Annotated in this window: 9 protein-coding genes; 8 read left to right on the top strand and 1 reads right to left on the bottom strand. The window is 56.6% G+C overall.

What is annotated here, in order from left to right:
* Positions 1-11 precede the first annotated feature (11 nt).
* The 6 genes from ACFWBU_RS15095 (at position 12) to ACFWBU_RS15070 (ending at position 13483) form a co-directional block, all read left to right on the top strand.
* Positions 12-725: a hypothetical protein gene (locus ACFWBU_RS15095; RefSeq protein WP_378528638.1), complete on the top strand. Its 714-nt coding sequence runs from the start codon at positions 12-14 to the stop codon at positions 723-725.
* A 578-nt stretch (positions 726-1303) separates the two neighbouring features.
* On the top strand, positions 1304-2869 hold the full coding sequence (locus ACFWBU_RS15090) for a type I restriction-modification system subunit M (RefSeq protein WP_378528637.1): 1566 nt from the start codon (positions 1304-1306) through the stop codon (positions 2867-2869).
* Positions 2866-4101, top strand: a complete 1236-nt coding sequence (locus ACFWBU_RS15085; RefSeq protein WP_378528636.1) for a restriction endonuclease subunit S — start codon at positions 2866-2868, stop codon at positions 4099-4101. The genes ACFWBU_RS15090 and ACFWBU_RS15085 overlap by 4 nt, the downstream gene beginning before the upstream one ends.
* Positions 4098-7199 carry a type I restriction endonuclease subunit R gene (locus tag ACFWBU_RS15080; protein WP_378528635.1) on the top strand — a complete coding sequence of 1034 codons (3102 nt, stop codon included), beginning with the start codon at positions 4098-4100 and terminating at the stop codon, positions 7197-7199. The genes ACFWBU_RS15085 and ACFWBU_RS15080 overlap by 4 nt, the downstream gene beginning before the upstream one ends.
* A 70-nt stretch (positions 7200-7269) precedes the next feature.
* Positions 7270-9645 carry an AAA family ATPase gene (locus tag ACFWBU_RS15075; RefSeq protein ID WP_378528634.1) on the top strand — a complete coding sequence of 792 codons (2376 nt, stop codon included), beginning with the start codon at positions 7270-7272 and terminating at the stop codon, positions 9643-9645.
* Positions 9646-9676: 31 nt separating this feature from the next.
* Entirely contained in the window at positions 9677-13483 is a 3807-nt protein-coding gene (locus ACFWBU_RS15070; protein WP_378528633.1) for a hypothetical protein, read from the top strand.
* A gap of 157 nt (positions 13484-13640) precedes the next feature.
* Here ACFWBU_RS15070 and ACFWBU_RS15065 read toward each other — a convergent pair whose 3' ends face one another.
* Complete coding sequence (locus tag ACFWBU_RS15065) at positions 13641-14198, bottom strand: hypothetical protein (RefSeq protein WP_378528632.1); 558 nt, start codon at positions 14196-14198, stop codon at positions 13641-13643.
* A gap of 143 nt (positions 14199-14341) precedes the next feature.
* Between ACFWBU_RS15065 and bsh the strand changes: the two genes are divergently transcribed.
* On the top strand, positions 14342-15313 hold the full coding sequence (gene bsh, locus ACFWBU_RS15060) for a choloylglycine hydrolase (protein ID WP_169620452.1): 972 nt from the start codon (positions 14342-14344) through the stop codon (positions 15311-15313).
* 360 nt (positions 15314-15673) lie between these two features.
* The gene (gdhA, locus tag ACFWBU_RS15055) at positions 15674-17017 is read left to right on the top strand and encodes an NADP-specific glutamate dehydrogenase (RefSeq protein WP_169620451.1); all 1344 of its coding nucleotides are present in this window, start codon (positions 15674-15676) and stop codon (positions 17015-17017) included.
* Positions 17018-17023 lie beyond the last annotated feature (6 nt).

The raw sequence follows: 17023 nt of genomic DNA, 5'->3' as shown, positions 1-17023 counted from the left end.
AAGCTGGCCGTTTGACCTGGCTCTATTCGATACGACACGCCCGGGTGGAAGCTGGCCGCAAGCCGGTAGACATCTGGCGATCCTTCGGGCACTATCCGGTCATGACGGCGCCGTTGCCGCTGCCGGACCGAGACGAGCTCGTTGCCGAGTTAGCGCGGCTTCGCGAACAAGGACTGGAGGCGGTTGCGCGCCTGTCATTACCTGCGCTCGATCAGGCTGCTCAACTCATCGGCACGTCGGTGGGCGGCGAAGCACCGCAGGAAGCCGTCGAGCGCATGCTGCAAGCAGCGCTCAACCGCTTCGAAGGTGGCGAGTTCCAAGATGCGGCTGAATACACCTTCGGACTGACGAAGGGGCTGAAGCACGCGTCTGCTACCGATCGGCGGCAACGCGCCGCCAGGTGTATGCATGTCAGTCCCGAACGATTCCGCAAGAGCTACGAGAAGCGCATTCTGCAGCAGACTGCTGAGGGCGTGCTCGCTGCTTGTCGCGAAGTTATGGCCAGACCAGTCGCAACGGCCGGAGTTGACGAGCCCCATCCGGCCGTAAGTCCCCCGCGGGGCCGTATTCGCCGATTTGGCTGGTGGGTGGCCGCTGGCATCGTCGTCGTCATTGCGCTCACCGCCGCCCTGCTGGTGCCGTCGGAGGCTGAGCAACTCGAAGCCCGCTACGACGGCAAGGACCCGCTCCTTAATGACCGACGATTCCTGCGGGCTCGTGAGTAGCAGTCAGCCGGCACACCCGGCACGGCCACGATTGACGGGGATCGATGGTCAGGTGGTCGGCAGCGTGGAGGTACGGACGTGGCCGGGATGTGAAGTGGTGTGGGGGCGTGTCTTGTGGAACGACAGTCCGGACACGCTCTTGCAGATCCCTGCTGAGTGGACGCTCCATGTGGTGACCCATCGACCAGCTACAGGGACCGTGGTGGCATTTTCAGAGCCGTCCGGCCCGACACCAGTCGAGTGGGTGTATGGACCAGCCCTTGCCACTGCTCGTGGCTGCGTCTATGTCGAGGCGTACTTCACGAACGGTTCACAGGAAACGCCGCACACCCAGACGGCTTGCGTGGCTCCGTAAGAGACAGTCGGGGCTGTTGGCGACGAGCTGTAACAACTGTGTCGATACCACCGACGTGTCCGGGTAGACCGATAAGCTCGATTCGCTCGGACGGCTTGACCAACCGGGTGGAGCAAATCATACCGCTGACCTGCTGAAATAGGCCACCGGCATGATAAAATTGAAAATGATATTCAACTGAAGCAGTGAAGCGCATGAGCGTTCACAGGAGAGCACGAGGAACATGTCACCGACCACCAAAGAAGCCCAGCGTGCAGAGATACATAAGACGATCTGGAGGATCGCCAATGATCTGCGTGGCAGCGTTGATGGCTGGGACTTTAAGGCCTATGTGCTGGGCATGCTGTTCTATCGGTTCATCTCCCAGAACCTGACCGCCTACATCAACAAGGCTGAGCACGACGCCGGCGCGATGGACTTCGACTACGTCCACCTCCCCGACGCCGAGGCCGAGTTCGGCCGGAAGGAGACGGTGGCCGAAAAAGGTTTCTATATTCTTCCGTCCGAGCTGTTCCAGAACGTACGCGAGCGCGCACCTCGGGATACGAACCTCAATGAGACGCTGGAGCGGGTCTTCAAGAACATTGAGGGTTCGGCGGTCGGGACGGACAGCGAAAACGACCTTAAGGGTCTATTCGATGACCTCGACGTGAATAGCTCGAAGCTCGGCAGTACCGTGGCGAAGCGCAACGAGAAGCTTGTGAAACTCCTCGATGCGATTGGCGACCTGCCGCTGGGGAACTTCAAAGACCACTCGATCGACCTGTTTGGTGACGCCTACGAGTACCTGATGCAGATGTATGCCTCGCAGGCGGGCAAGTCCGGTGGCGAGTACTACACGCCACAGGAGGTTTCTGAGGTGCTGGCGAAGATTACTGTCGTCGGCAAGACGCGCGTGAACAAGGTCTATGACCCCGCGGTCGGTTCCGGTTCGCTGCTACTGAAATTTGCCAAGGTGCTTGGCAAGGAGAATGTAGGCGGATTCTTTGGCCAGGAAATCAACCTTACGACCTACAACCTCGCGCGGATCAATATGTTCTTGCATGATGTGAACTACGAGAAGTTCGACATCGCCCACGGCGACACTCTGCTCGACCCACAGCACTGGGACGACGAGCCATTCGAGGCGATCGTCTCCAATCCACCGTACTCGATCAAATGGGAGGGTGACGCCAACCCGCTGCTGATCAACGACGAGCGCTTTGCCCCGGCTGGGGTCCTCGCACCCAAATCAAAGGCTGACCTTGCCTTTACGATGCACATTTTGAGTTGGCTGGCGGTTAACGGCACGGCAGCCATCGTCCAGTTCCCGGGTGTCCTCTACCGAGGCGGCACGGAACGAAAGATTCGCAAGTATCTTATCGACAACAACTATGTCGACGCCGTCATCCAGCTGCCGCCAGATCTCTTTTTCGGTACTGCCATCGCGACCTGCATCATTGTTCTCAAGAAATCTAAGACGGATAACGATGTACTGTTCATCGATGCCTCGGCTGAATTCGTCCGAGAGGGAACCAAGAATAAGCTAAGTTTCGCGAATCAGCAGCACATTCTCGACAAGTTCACGGCGCGTGAGGATGTCGCACACGTCACACGTCTTGTTGCGGCGAGCGAGATCATTGACAACGGCTACAGCCTCGCAGTTTCGGCCTACGTGCAACCCGAGGATGTGCGCGAGGAGATTGATATCGCGGCGCTGAATGCTGAGATCGCGAGTATCGTTGCGCGCCAGCAGGAGCTTCGCAACCAGATCAACACCATCGTGGAGGGTCTGGAGGACGTTCGGTGAGCCGCGTCGATGACCTCGTCTCGCAACTTTGCCCCGAAGGGGTGGAGCATCGCGCACTGCGCGACGTGGGGACCTGGTATGGCGGCGGCACACCCTCGAAATCCGTGCCTGAATACTGGGCCAATGGCACAGTTCCCTGGTTATCACCGAAGGATATGAACGTTGATATCATCCGCGCGACGGAGGACCACATCTCGGAGGAGGCACTACAGAAAACGACTGTCAAACTTGTCCCTGCAGGATCAGTCGCCTTTGTTATTCGATCCAACGTCCTAAGGCGACGCTTTCCAGTCGCCCTCGTGCCGTTTGAAGTGACGCTTAATCAGGATATGCGGGCGCTCGTCCCGTACGAGGGGATCATCGTCGAGTATCTCGCGCTGGTTTGCCGGGCGCGCGCGGACACGATCTTGTCAATTGCTGGCCGGATGGACGGTTCGATGGCAGCGATTCAGAGCGGTCGCCTCCTCGACTTCCGTATCCCGATTCCGCCACCGGAGATACAGCAGGAAGTCGTAGCGAAGCTGAGCCGCTTCGCAGAGCTTGAGACCGAGCTTGAAACCTCGATAGAGGCAGAGTTGGGGGCTAGACAACAGCAGCATTCCCGATCAATTGACGTTCTTCTTGAACGTGAAGCGGAGATGATAATCGAAGACTCTGTACCCTTAGGCGACCTAGTGGACTTCATCAACGGGAAGCCACACGAGCGGCTAGTTGTACCTGTCGGCTCGGTTGCACTATTGACGGCTCGGTTCATTTCGACGTCTGGAAGATTGGCGCGTTGGGTTAACCCTGAAAACGCCCTTACCCCAGCGCGCGTGGGGGACATTGCAATGGTCATGAGCGACTTGCCGAATGGACGTGCTCTCGCTCGGTGCTTCTACGTTGAGGAAGATGGGAAGTACACCGCTAATCAGCGAGTATGTCTTCTTCGGATTCGCGACCGGAAAAACGTGTCTCCACGCTGGCTCTATCACTTCCTTGACCGCAATCCGCAGATCCTGGCCTACGACAACGGACAGGATCAGACACATCTAAAGAAGACTCAGATCTTGGATGTGAAGGTACCGGTAATTCCGATTGCAGAGCAAGAACGGAAGGTTGTTGCCCTCGATCAACTTGATGCTAGTGCACGCGATCTCATGCTTGCACTAGAAAGTGAGCGAGAGGCACGCCGCAAGCAGTTCGAATATTATCGCGACAAACTCCTAACATTTGAGGAGTTGATGGCGTGAAAGAATCTGCGGCACGTAAGTATGACCCAATTGCGGTTTCTGCCGAGAGCACGGTCGTGGCTGAATACGCGCCGGACGCTACGGCTGAGGCGACGTATCAGTCGGAGGCGGCGCTCGAACGTGAACTGATCCGATTACTGGAGTCCCAGGCCTACGAGTACTTGCCGATAGCCTCCGAGGGACAGTTGGTCGCGAATCTGCGTACCCAGCTTGAGGCACTGAACCGCATCACGTTTTCGGACGCGGAGTGGCAGGACTTCTTTGAGCACAAGATCGCCGGCAAAAACGACGGCGTCGCGGAGAAGACTGTTCGCGTGCAGGAGGACCATGTCCAGCTTTTGAAGCGCGACGACGGTTCGACCAAGAACATCACGCTGCTCGACAAGCACGACATCCACAACAACCGCCTGCAGGTTATTAACCAGTACGAGATCGACCGTGGTGAAGGCGGTGCGAATTTTGCCAACCGCTACGACGTGACGGTGCTTGTCAATGGTCTACCGATGGTGCACATCGAACTCAAGCGCCGGGGTGTGGACATCCGGGAAGCGTTCAACCAGATCGACCGCTACCAGCGGGACAGCTTCTGGGCCGGCTCCGGCTTGTTTGAGTACGTCCAGTTGTTCGTCATTAGCAACGGCACCTTGACGAAGTACTACTCCAACACCACCCGCAGTCAGCATTTGAAGGAAGGCCAGAAGCCCGGTAAAGGCCGCAAGACGTCGAATTCGTTCGAGTTCACGTCGTGGTGGGCGGATGCCCAGAACAAGCCGATCCAGGACCTGACGGCGTTCGCGAAGACGTTCTTTGCCAAGCACACGCTGCTCCACATCCTGACGCGCTACTGCGTGCTAACAGCCGACCGGCTACTGCTGGTCATGCGGCCGTATCAGATTGTCGCTACGGAGCGGATCCTGCAGCGCATCGACATCGCGACCAACTACAAGCAGCTCGGCACGACTGCGGCAGGGGGCTACGTCTGGCACACCACGGGGTCGGGCAAGACGCTGACCTCATTTAAGACCGCGCAGCTGGCGTCGAAACTGCCGAGTGTCGACAAAGTGCTGTTTGTCGTCGACCGTAAGGACCTCGACTACCAGACGATGCGCGAGTACGACCGCTTCCAAAAGGGTGCGGCGAACTCCAATACCTCCACGGCGGTGCTCAAGAAGCAGTTGGAGGACCCGAACGCGCGCATCATCATTACGACCATCCAGAAGCTGTCGACCTTCATCAAGGCCAACAAGGGGCACGCCGTCTATGGCGGGCACATGGTGATCATCTTCGACGAGTGTCATCGCTCGCAGTTTGGCGACATGCACACCGACATTACAAAGGCCTTCAAGCGCTACAACCTGTTTGGCTTTACGGGTACACCGATCTTCGCTGCTAACGCCGGCACCGGCGGCAACCCCCAACTGAAGACCACGGAGCAGGCTTTTGGGGACAAGCTGCACACCTACACGATCGTCGATGCCATCACCGACAAGAACGTCTTGCCGTTCCGCATCGATTACATCAATACGATCAAGGTGGGGAACCCCGACGACAAACAGGTGTCGGCCATCGACCGTGAGAAGGCCCTGCTCGATCCGCGCCGTGTCAGCGAGATTGTCAAGTACACCCTGACGCACTTCGACCAGAAGACTAAGCGGTCCTCCAGCTACGAGCACTCAGTCGTTACTAACGTGGCCGCCTCGACCCGCTCCCGCCGCCAAGCTGAAGCAGTGCGCGAACGTAAGCGCGTACGGGGGTTCAACGCAATCTTCGCTACCGCATCGATTGACGCCGCCCGCCGCTACTACAGCCAACTTAAGCTGCAACAGGCGCAGCTTCCGCCAGACCAACGACTCAAGCTCGGCCTGATCTACTCCTACGGGGCGAACGACGCCACTGATGACGGCATTCTCGATGACGAAGCCTTCGATACCGATGCGCTACCAACCGATGCTCGGTCCGCTCTTGAAGACGCCATTAGGGACTACAACGAGCTGTTCGGCACCAGCTATGACACAAGTGCCGACAAGTTCCAGAACTACTACAAAGACCTGTCGCAGCGGCTGAAGAACCGTGAGCTTGACCTCGTGATTGTGGTCAACATGTTCCTGACTGGCTTTGATGCGACCACGCTCAATACGCTGTTTGTCGACAAGAACCTGCGCGCTCATGGCCTGATCCAGGCCTACTCCCGTACCAACCGCATCCTGAACGCGGTCAAGACGTACGGCAACATCGTCGCCTTCCGTAATCTCGAAGATGAGACCAATGCCGCCCTCGAACTGTTCGGCAACAAGGACGCCCGCGGCGTCGTGCTCCTCAAGCCATATGGCGACTACTACGGCGAGTATGCCGCCAAGGTCAACGAGCTGCTGACCTCCTTCCCACTTAGCGCGCCGGTCGTCGGCGAGACCGCCCAGAAGGAGTTTATCCAGCTATTCGGCCAGATCCTCCGGCTTGAAAACATCCTCACTTCGTTCGACGACTTTGCCGACAGCGAGATCCTGACTGCGCGACAGGGGCAGGACTACCGCAGCGTATATCTCGACCTTTACGCCGACTTCCGCAAGAACAAAGAGGCGGACAAGGAAGTTATCAACGACGACGTGGTCTTTGAAATCGAGTTGATTAAGCAGGTCGAGATCAACGTCGACTACATCCTTATGCTCGTACAGAAGTACCGCGAACGCTTTGGCGATGGGCAGGACAAAGAGATTCGTGCTGAGATATCCCGCGCCGTTGATGCCAGCCCAAGCCTGCGCAACAAAAAGGACCTGATCGAAGACTTCGTTGATTCCATTTCCGTCGATGGGGCGATCGATGAGGAGTGGCAGGCATTCATCGCAGCCAGGCAGAACGCTGAGCTGGAGTCGATCATCACTGATGAGAACCTCCGCGCGGAAGCCACCCGTGCGTTCATCGAGACAGCGTTTCGCGACGGTGCCCTTCGTACGACGGGCACAGCGATCACCAAGGTGCTACCGCCGACTTCTCGCTTTACTGCGAGCGGTGGGCATGGCCACAAGAAGCAACGAGTGATTCAGAAGCTCGGCGAATTCTATGAGCGGTTCTTTAACCTAAATTCTGGAGAGCATCGGTAAATGCAGGTCATTCGGAAGGCCCCACCATGCAGGTCGCGTCGCCTTGTCACGTCCAAACATTGGGACAAGCATGAAAATAAATAAATTCATTAAGGTTGATGATTTCCGCATCTTCCAGCAGTGGAGACCTACTGCTAATGCGTTTCGAGATATCAACGTTGTATACGCTAACAACGGCAGCGGGAAATCCACGCTCGCTGAGCTTCTCAATGCTTCCGCGCCGGTAGACGCATGGAGCAGAGGCGTCGTAATCGAGGTAGATCAGGGGGGTGGTCCTTATAATGCCACAGACCCAAGCGATCCGGTTCTGTCGCGAGTTATTGTTTTCAATAGGCGCTACGTGGAGGACGCTTTCGATTTTGATGCCAGTCACGCTCGTGCACTGCTGACACTGGGAACCAAGAATGTTACGCGCGAACGGGATCTCCGCGAGAAACGCAGTCTGCTGTTGGCGGAGCAATCCAAACAGCCAGCCTTAACTAAGGAGCGTAACCAGGCTGAAAGGTTGGCGCAGTCAATATATTCCGATTTAGGGCGGACGATCTCAGCCGCACTTGGGTCGGTTCATCAGTACAGCCCGAGATTATATAATGCTGGTTCGGTCAAGAAGTCGATTAGCAAAGCAATGACTATAGATACACTTGCGACGTTTGACGCGGAAAAGCATCTCGCGATTGTCCAAAATCCAGGCATGTCCCCAATAGCGCTTCAGCAAACAGAGTTCAGGGACATCCCCACCTTTGACCAGTCCCTTTTATCAAACCTACTTTCGGAGATCCCGACTGCGACAGCGATCCCTCGATTGTTGGAGCATGCTAACCACTCTTCGTGGGTGCAGACAGGTTTGGCCATACACGATGCAAATGATCATTGTTTTTTCTGTGACGGCGTAGTTACTAAGGCGCGACTTGACGAGCTTGGGCGTCATTTCGATGCGAGCACCAAGAATCTGCAGAAGCGTATCAAAGAATTTTTACAGGTTTGTGAGCGCGCAATCAACCTAATTGAACGATTTAAGCCTATGTTGCCAGACGAAAATTTGCTGTATGACGATTTGCGAGTCGAGTACAGCAAGCGAAAGCTGCAGGTACTTTCAGAGCTCGATCAGCTGAGTTCTGACTGGAAAGAAGTCAAGAGCGTTCTTGAGGAGAAGTACGCTAATCTTTTTGTGGCTCAGCCAGTTCCGCAGGACTTGATGCCAACGAAACCGGACCTCGCCGAATTCGTAGCGAAGCTGGATGAACACAACGCACGCGCCAAAGCCTACGCTGAGCATGTAGCGACATCTGCCACTCTGCTGGAGGCGTACTGGATTGGCTGCAAGCGCGCCGATATTGCTGCTGCCGAAGCTGCCGCTGCAACAGCGAAAGAACACGAAGACACGTCGCGTAAGACTGCCGCGCGCCTCGCGTCGGAGATTTCTGCACTAGAGCATGAGGAGCTTGATCCTGCGCCGTCCGCGGAGTGGCTTAATCACCGCTTAAGTCGTCTTCTCGGTCGAAGCGAGCTGCAGGTCAAGTTGGCGGGCGGAGAAAAATATCAGCTGCAACGACATGGCGTACCTGCACTTCACCTCAGTGAGGGCGAGAAGACTGTCCTGACTCTGCTCTATTTTATCAAAAGCTTATCCAGCCACAGCCGAACGCTCGCGGACTCGATTATCGTGATTGACGATCCCGTATCTAGCCTCGACGAAAACTTCACTGTCGGAGTATCAGCCCTTATTTGGGCTGAACTAGTGCAGCGTGACATCTGCCGATGCGGCAAGCCGACCCCTTGTAACTGCGGCGCGAGACCTAAGAGGGAGTGCGGTCAGTTGTTTCTCTTTACACATAATTTTGAGCTATTCCGGATATGGACTAACCAGCTCGACCGGCTTGATAGCGGCGCACGCAAAGCGGGAAGGAATTACAGGATCCTCGAACTGCGTACAAAGACGTCAACAAGCGCGACCGGATCACTGGAGCGTGTTCCCGAGTGGTACGAATGGGATGAAGCGGAAGGCTCAAAAACGGTTCGATCTAAACTCCGATCGGAATACCACTATCTGTTTTGGCGGGCAGCCGACACGCTTTCGTTGTGTACCAACCAATCGAGCGTAGTCGACGAGCTGGACGCGGCAGTTGTGTTGCCGAATGTCTGTCGGCGCCTGCTTGAAGGATTCTTGAGCTTTCGCTTCCCAGAAAAGATGGGAGACTTCAGGCAGCAGATGCGGGCAGCTATTGACGATATTGATGACGGTGCAACGAGGCAGCGTCTTGTGACGTTCTTGCACCAATACTCGCATAACGAACAAGTTGATACCACACGCGGTATCAACCGCCCCGAGTCTGTCGCTATATTACGCGCTGTGTTCGAGCTGATCCAAATTCAAGATCCCGCGCACTTCGAAGGCATGTGTCAGGCACTCGACATTAATCCGACGGCTGTGTTGGCTCAGTCGTGAATTCTAGGGTAATGCATCAGGGGGAGTATTTATGAGTTTTCGATTGCCGCATCTTGCAAACCAACTTCAAATTGAACAGTGGGCAGAAAAGTACGACGCACGAGCTGTCTTACCACAGCTCGTGCGCAAATTAATTTCAGACACCGTCCCGGGTATCCCCCGCCTACGCATGGAGGGTAATGAGCATGTTGACTTCGGCGGATATGACGGCGAGGTTACGTCTTTAGTGCAGACCCCGTTCGTCCCGAAAGGGGACAGTGTTTGGGAATTCGGGGTTAGTGGCGACCCCAAAGGTAAGGCTGACGATGATTACAAGAAACGTACCTACGAAGATTCTTTGGGAGTTGATAAGGCATCCACGACATTCGTATTCATCACGCCTAGGCGCTGGGCAAACGGTGAAAAGTGGGCGAAGGAGAAGAAGAACGAGAATCAATGGAAGAACGTTCTTGTTCTGACTGCTGCCGACATATTCGCTGCCTTAGAAAACTCACCTCGCACGCACGTGTGGTTCTCTGAGGAAATAGGTCTTATGGCCAACAGCGTCATGACGCTCTCTCGCTGGTGGAATGGCTTCAGTGGGGGTACTAGAGGATTACTGACTTCTGAACTTCTTGTTGCTGGGCGAGAACGACAGAAAGATGAGCTCCTTCAGCGGATTACTAGTGTAGACACCTCTCATATATGGCTGCGGGCTGAAACAGTTGACGATGTTTTAGCATTTTCCGTTGCCTCGATTCACACACTTGATGCAGAAGCACAGCAATCGATTCTTGACCGTGCTCTAGTAGTCTTTGAGCCTGGCGCGCTTCGCTATTTTGGTGATACGGAGGGCTTACTAATCTTGCTTCCGTTCGATGACTCGCTGGTGCGGCAGGCTGATTTAATCCATGGGCACCACATTATTCTGCATACAACCAACGATACGTTCGGCTCAATTCCTCTAATTAACGTACCGATAGTAAAGGCGAAGAAACTCCTTGAGGACGCCGGTGTGGGGCAAGATGACGCTGGCAAATGGGCAAAGGCAATTAATAAGAGTTTGCCCCTATTCAAGAGCTTGATTACAGGCACTACGGCATCAGCGGTTGCTGCTGCTCCAGCGGGCTTCGAGGCATCTGATATTGCAAGACGGTTATGGCTCCTCGGTTCATGGAATTTCGATATCGCTGGAGACGTGGATGTTATCGAGAAACTGACAGGCCAGTCGCTCGACGCGGTCCGGCAGGAGCTGAGCAAATGGTCAGTAGGCGCTGCTCCTATTTTTACTAACGTGGGCAATGCTTGGAAAGTATTTGATGTGACCGCCAGCTTTGCATCCGTTACTTCACAGGTAAACACTGACGATCTCCATCGCTTAGTTGTCACGATGCAAGATGTGCTTGGCTCCGTCAATCCCGCGTTGGACCTTCCAAGAGACCAGCGCTGGCGCGCAGGCATCGAAGGTAAGCGGCCTCAACACTCAAGCGACCTACGCAGAGGCTTAGCGCGGAGCCTTGCAGCTCTTCGAGCATACGGCGCTGACGTTGAGTCTTTGAGAGCTGGCCAGTCACTCGGAGCATGGGCACAGATGGTGGTTCGTGCGGTACTTGAGCGCGCAAACGCAGACCCTACTGGTCGACAGTGGGAGTCGCTGTTCGACGTATTGTCGTTATTGGCCGAGGCTGCTCCCGACTATTTTACAGAAGCTCTGGATCAGGCGCTCGCCACTGACGGTGCCTTACATGGCAGGGTTTTCACAAGTGATGCTGGCGATATGATGTCGCCGACTAGTCCACATGTCCATCTATTATGGGCGCTCGAAACTATCGCTTGGTCGAGCGATTTCTTCGGTGCGGCGGTGACCACTATTTTCAATCTCGCCGCTCAGGATCCCGGAATCAAAAACGGAAACCGTCCAATACACTCCCTAACAAATATTTTCCGTCCATGGCATCCGCAGACAGCTGCTAGCCTGAAGTCTCGCAATAGAGTGTTGGCTCGCCTCGTCAGAAAAGATGCCGAGAAATCGTGGCCGCTACTCTACTCGCTCCTACCTGACTCGCATGCATTTGCGTTGGAAGGTAGCGGGCCCGAGTTTCACGACTGGAAAATTGCGGCACAGGCTAAAACTACAATGGCCGACTATGTCTCTGCCGTTTCGGAAATTGTAAACTTATGCGTACAACTCGCAGGCGAGAAGCCAATTAGGTTCGTTGAGTTGGTTGACAGTTTAAACGAACTGCCCAGTAATCTACGGGAGGTCATCCTTAGCGCGGTGGAAGCCGCAGCTGATGCTGATCTCGGTGATGCTGCTCCAGAGGCGCTTTGGAAAAGTTTGACCGGCTTCACTCGTCGACACCGTGAATATTCAGAAGCGGAGTGGGCTCTCGATGAGTCCGTCCTGAGCCGGATTGATGAGGTAGCTGCGAAGTTCGAGCCGGCAAGCCGGGCGGATCGTGTCGAGTGGCTGTTCGAGCATACCCCTGACCTGGTCGACGTTCATTTGACCGATGACTATGACGCCTATCGGGCTGAACTGACACGTCGTCAGCTTGCAGCCGTCGAAAGTGTCTATGATGAATCTGGCCTAGAGGGAATCGCTGCTCTCGCACGCAGCGTACAAACGCCGTGGGCGGTCGGATACGGAGCGGCGTCATCTGACAAGATTGACTTTAATCTACTTACGTTTTCAGAAATGCTGATCGACCAAAATCGGTCTATTCGAATTTTTGCAGAGTCTGTAATCGAAACACGACTTCGGCGCGACACTGGTGCTGTTATATCGCTAGCTCAAAAGTGTAAAGACAATGCTTTAATTGCTGCACGGGTGTTGAGAACTGCCAGTAATCCTCCTCTGGCCTGGGAAGCTGCTGAAGCTATGGGTCAAGAGGTAGAAGCCTTGTATTGGTCAGAATTCGTCATCGAGGGCCGGGGACAGTACGAATACGTAAATGAAACGGCAAGTGAGCTTGGTAAGCATGGGCGCTATGCCCTTGCTCTCGATTTACTCGCCTTATACTCACGCAATAAGAATATTGCACTTGATGCCGACCTGATCGTTGAGTTGCTCAGTAAACTTTTGGACGCGGATAATGATCCGGACATCGATCGGCTATCATCTTATGATTTTGGCGCTCTTCTTTCGCACGTGCGTGAACGGGCGACACTTAGTCTTGAAGAACTAGGAATGCTGGAATGGCGACTACTGCGTGCGCTTGACGAAGATCCAGCAAATACCTTGGCAATTGAGCGACTTCTTGCGTCCTCGCCTAAATTCTTTGTTGAAATAGTAAGCCTGCTGTATAGAAGAAGTGATGGGAAGGAAGATGCCGGCCCAGGGGCCACTAGAGCCACTGAAGCTCAGGCCGGGAACGCATGGCACCTGTTCCAACGTTGGCACTTAATCCCGGGCACAGACGTTGAGACGGGAGAAATTAACGAGGTTGAACTTCGTACCTGGGTGTCAACGGCTAGAGAGCTCTTACGAGATGCGGGACGTTTGCATTCAGGCGAGGCGCAGATCGGTACGGTGCTTGCCTATTCAAAAACTGACGCCGACGGTACCTGGCCGAGTCTTCCTGTCCGGAATTTCTTAGAGGACGAAAGTAGCGAGGTGATAGACCGCCATTTTATGATCAGCATTAACAATCAACGGGGTGTTACGACGCGTGGTCTTGACGAAGGAGGTGATCAGGAAAGAATTCTGGCAGAAAGATACTATGCCTTAGCTTCGACCGTCACAGATGAATGGCCGAGAACGGCGAGGCTGCTTCGTCGAATTGCTGAAAGCTACAAGCACGAGGCCAACCGGGAGGACGAAAATGCGAAGCGCTTTCAAGAGGGATTTGACCAATAGTTTTCCTGTGATGGGTTGGGTTCTGTCGCGTCGAGGCTGAGCAAGTGCAACCTCGTGAAACAACTGGTGCATCGTTCAAGCACAAATCGCGAATACCTGGAATGGCGCTGCATGACCTTCGGGTGGTCGCATCGACAAGTCTGTATCCATGACCATTTCAGCGCCCGTCCGACTTCCACCGATCGGCTACCGGTTGCCGCATCGGCACCCCCGCCCGCTTCAGCGCCTTGCCAACCGTGCTCGTCCCTAGCCCCAGCTCCTTGCCGATCCGCACGGTGGACCAGCCGGCTTCATACAGTTCGGTCGCACGGGCGAGGAGCTGTGGCGTCATCCGCACGCGCGACCGCAGGGCAATACCTTCCCGGTGCAGGTGTGCACTGACTGTCTGACGGTGCATACCGAACTCCTCGGCAAGCTCGTAGACCGTGGCACCCTCTCGGTAGCGTCGGACCAACGCCTCGATCTCGTTCCGCTCAAGCTTGCGATTAGCGCGGGGTCGTGACACTGACGTGCGTCTTGCCAGTGTGACGTTCACGACACCGTCATCGGCCCGTGCCGCGTCCCCGACACTGTCGATCAGATGCCGAAACGGGGTACGTTGGCTTGAAAGGGATCCACGGAGGCGCACCACAATGCCGTTTCGCGACCGTGCCGGCTCGAGACCGTGCCGACCCGAGACCGCGTCCATCCGAACCTTCCACGAGCGTGCAGCCATTCGGATACCGTGAGCGTTGAGCATCGGACACCGACGGGCGTGCGGCAACGCGTTCCCTCTCTTCCGTCGACCGAGGCATCCACATGGTGCCCACCTCGCTCCCTCACGGCATCGGGGTGGACCGCGAGTTCGGAGGTAGTCGCATGTGCACAGCCGCCAACTACACCGCTGAGGATCATTACTTCGGCCGCAACCTGGACCTCGAATACTCCTACCACGAAGCGGTCACCGTGACGCCTCGGAACTTTCCCTTCGAGTTCCGAAGGGTGCCGCGGCAGGCTACGCATTACGCGATGATCGGCATGGCCACCGTCGCCGACGGTTATCCGCTGTACTACGACGGGACGAACGAGAAGGGTTTGAGCATGGCGGGACTGAATTTTCCCGGCAACGCCGACTACAAACCCGTTTCGGAGGAGGGCACGAATGTCGCTTCCTTCGAGTTCATTCCGTGGGTCCTGGCACAGTTCGACACCGTCGCCCAGGTGAAGAGTGCACTGACGGACGTACGCATCGTCGACACCGCCTTCAGCGCGGACTTTCCGCCCTCTCCCCTGCACTGGATCATCTCCGACCGCAACGAGTCCGTTGTGGTCGAGTCCGTGGCCGAGGGCCTGAAAGTTCACGACAATCCGCTGCAGGTGCTCACCAACAATCCGACATTCGATATCCAGTTGTTCAATATCAACAACTACATGAGTCTGTCGATCGACCCGCCCGAGCCGCATTTCTCGAAGGAAATACCGTTCGACGTGTACAGCCGAGGGCTCGGTGCTGTCGGGTTGCCGGGAGATCTGTCCTCGATGTCGCGATTCGTGAAGGCCGCATTCACGAAGGTGAATTCGGTGTCGGGCCGGTCCGAATCCGAGGCGATCAGTCAGTTCTTCCACATTCTCGGTTCCGTGGAACAGCAGCGGGGATGCGTTCGTCTCGGCGACAAATACGAGATCACCATCTACTCGTCGTGCTGCAACACCGACAAAGGTATCTACTACTACCGGCATTACGAGAACAGTCAGATCACCGGCGTGGACATGCACAAGGAAGATCTGGACGGAACCGAACTGGCGTCGTACCCGCTGGTCACCGAGCAGCAGATTCTCATGAAGAACTGACCGTGTCCGTGTGACCAACCCGTCGAGCCGATCTTGTGTTTGGGCTGCTGCGCTCGCAGCGTTCGAGGCCGCGTCCCGGACCCCGGTGGTGAACCGTCTCCGGGAGCCGGAATCGGGATGGTTCCAGGGCAGGGCTCCGATCTCGGGGACGGGAGCGCGCACCGTGCCGTCAGGTCTGCTCGGACATCCTCGGACCCCACGGACATACATCATTTCCTGGGCTTTTGTGGCCGGACACCCTTCAGCGCCGTGTGTTTCCGATCGCACCGGCAGACCGGGCTAACAGTGGATCGGCGGCACGTCCTATAGTTCAGATGTAAAGGCCGTGTTACAGAATCCTCACATAGTCAGGTAGGTAGCGTGTCGACTTCGGACCGCATCGCAGAGATTTACGAGCAGGTCAAGGCCCGGAACGCGGGAGAGCCTGAATTCCACCAGGCAGCTGCCGAAGTGTTCGAGTCCCTGCATGTCGTGCTCGAGCGCCACCCCGGCTACTTCGAATACGGCCTCATCGAGCGCCTGTGCGAGCCCGAACGCCAGATCATCTTCCGCGTGCCGTGGATCGACGACCACGGTCAGGTGCACGTCAACCGCGGGTTCCGCGTGCAGTACAGCAGCGTGCTCGGCCCCTACAAGGGCGGACTGCGTTTCCATCCCAGCGTGAACCTCGGCATCGTGAAGTTCCTGGGGTTCGAGCAGATCTTCAAGAATGCGCTCACCGGCCTGCCCATCGGCGGCGGCAAGGGCGGTTCGGACTTCGACCCCAAGGGCCGGTCCGAGCAGGAGATCATGCGCTTCTGCCAGTCCTTCATGACCGAACTGCATCGCCACATCGGTGAGTACACCGACGTCCCGGCCGGTGACATCGGAGTCGGCGGCCGCGAGATCGGCTACCTGTTCGGCCAGTACAAGCGCCTCACGAACTCGTACGAGTCGGGCGTGCTGACAGGCAAGGGCATCACCTGGGGCGGATCGCAGGTGCGCCGCGAGGCCACCGGCTACGGCGCGGCGTACTTCGTCGCCGAGATGGCGAAGCACGCCGGCAGCTCCGTCGAAGGCCGCACCGCAGTCGTCTCCGGCTCCGGAAACGTCGCGATCTATGCCATCGAGAAGATCCACCAGCTCGGCGGCACCGTGGTCGCGTGCTCCGACTCCTCGGGCTACATCCACGATCCCAAGGGCATCGACGTCGAGCTGCTCAAGGAGATCAAGGAAGTCCGGCGCGGACGCATCTCCGAGTACCTCGACGAGCGCGGCGACGCCGACTTCTACCCCGGCGGCAACATCTGGAACGTCCCCTGCGACATCGCGCTCCCCTGCGCCACACAGAACGAGTTGGACGAGGAATCCGCGAAGACCCTCGTCAACAACGGCGTCAAGGTCGTCGCCGAGGGCGCCAACATGCCCACCACTCCCGGCGGCATCGCCGTGTTCCGCGACGCCGGTGTCGGCTTCGCCCCGGGCAAGGCCGCCAACGCCGGTGGCGTCGCGACCTCCGCGCTGGAGATGCAGCAGAACGCCTCGCGCGACTCGTGGCACTTCGACTACACCGACGAGCGCCTCGCCCGCATCATGCGCGACATCCACGGCCGCTGCATCGAGACCGCTGCCGAGTACGGCAAGCCCGGCGACTACATCCACGGCGCCAATATCGCGGGCTTCGTGAAGGTCGCGGACGCCATGTTCGCACTCGGCGTCATCTGACGTTTC

The organism is Rhodococcus sp. NPDC060084 (genome assembly GCF_042730335.1).
In the GTDB taxonomy this organism is placed as follows: domain Bacteria; phylum Actinomycetota; class Actinomycetes; order Mycobacteriales; family Mycobacteriaceae; genus Rhodococcus.
This window is presented reverse-complemented; position numbering and strand designations above follow the sequence as displayed.